Raw genomic sequence first — 475 nt, forward strand, 5'->3', positions numbered from 1 at the left:
CCGTGGCGGTCTCGAGCGGCGTGCCGCTGCTGGTGGCAGCGGTCCCAATCTCGGCGCCTCGGCTGCGGGCGGCCCGGCCGAGCGCCTCGGCGACCGGTGTGCCGTGGCGGGCGGCTTCGTCGATCGCTGTTGCCATCAGTTCGCCGGCCAGCGCGTATTCACGGCCGGGCAGTGACACGGAGATCTCTCCAGCTCGGCGACGGTAGACCTTCGCCGGCCTGCCGGCGCCGGGCCCCGACTTGCCGGTGAGGCGTGCGTACCCGGATTCGAGCAGCCCGGCCTCCTCCAGCCGGTCGAGGTGGAACTTCGCCTGATGGACGGGGATACCCAAGGCCCGGGCCGCCTGCTCCCGTCCGACCGGGGCGGCCTGGGCGGTGACGTAGAGGTAGAGCTCGCGGCGACCCTCGTCGCCCAGCGTGCTGATCCCGTTGATGTTGCGGGTTACGTCGTTCATGAACCCTCGTCAAGCTGCCGA

The 475-nt window shown here is 71.6% G+C and carries 1 protein-coding gene; it reads right to left on the reverse strand.

What is annotated here, in order from left to right; all coding sequences use genetic code 11:
* Positions 1-454, reverse strand: a 454-nt coding sequence (locus BN358_RS12610; protein ID WP_019229173.1) for a helix-turn-helix domain-containing protein, incomplete at its 3' end; no start/stop codon positions are given.
* Between the last annotated feature and the right edge of the window lie 21 nt (positions 455-475).

The sequence above is a fragment of the Sedimentibacter sp. B4 genome (assembly GCF_000309315.1).
Lineage (GTDB): Bacteria > Bacillota > Clostridia > Tissierellales > Sedimentibacteraceae > Sedimentibacter > Sedimentibacter saalensis.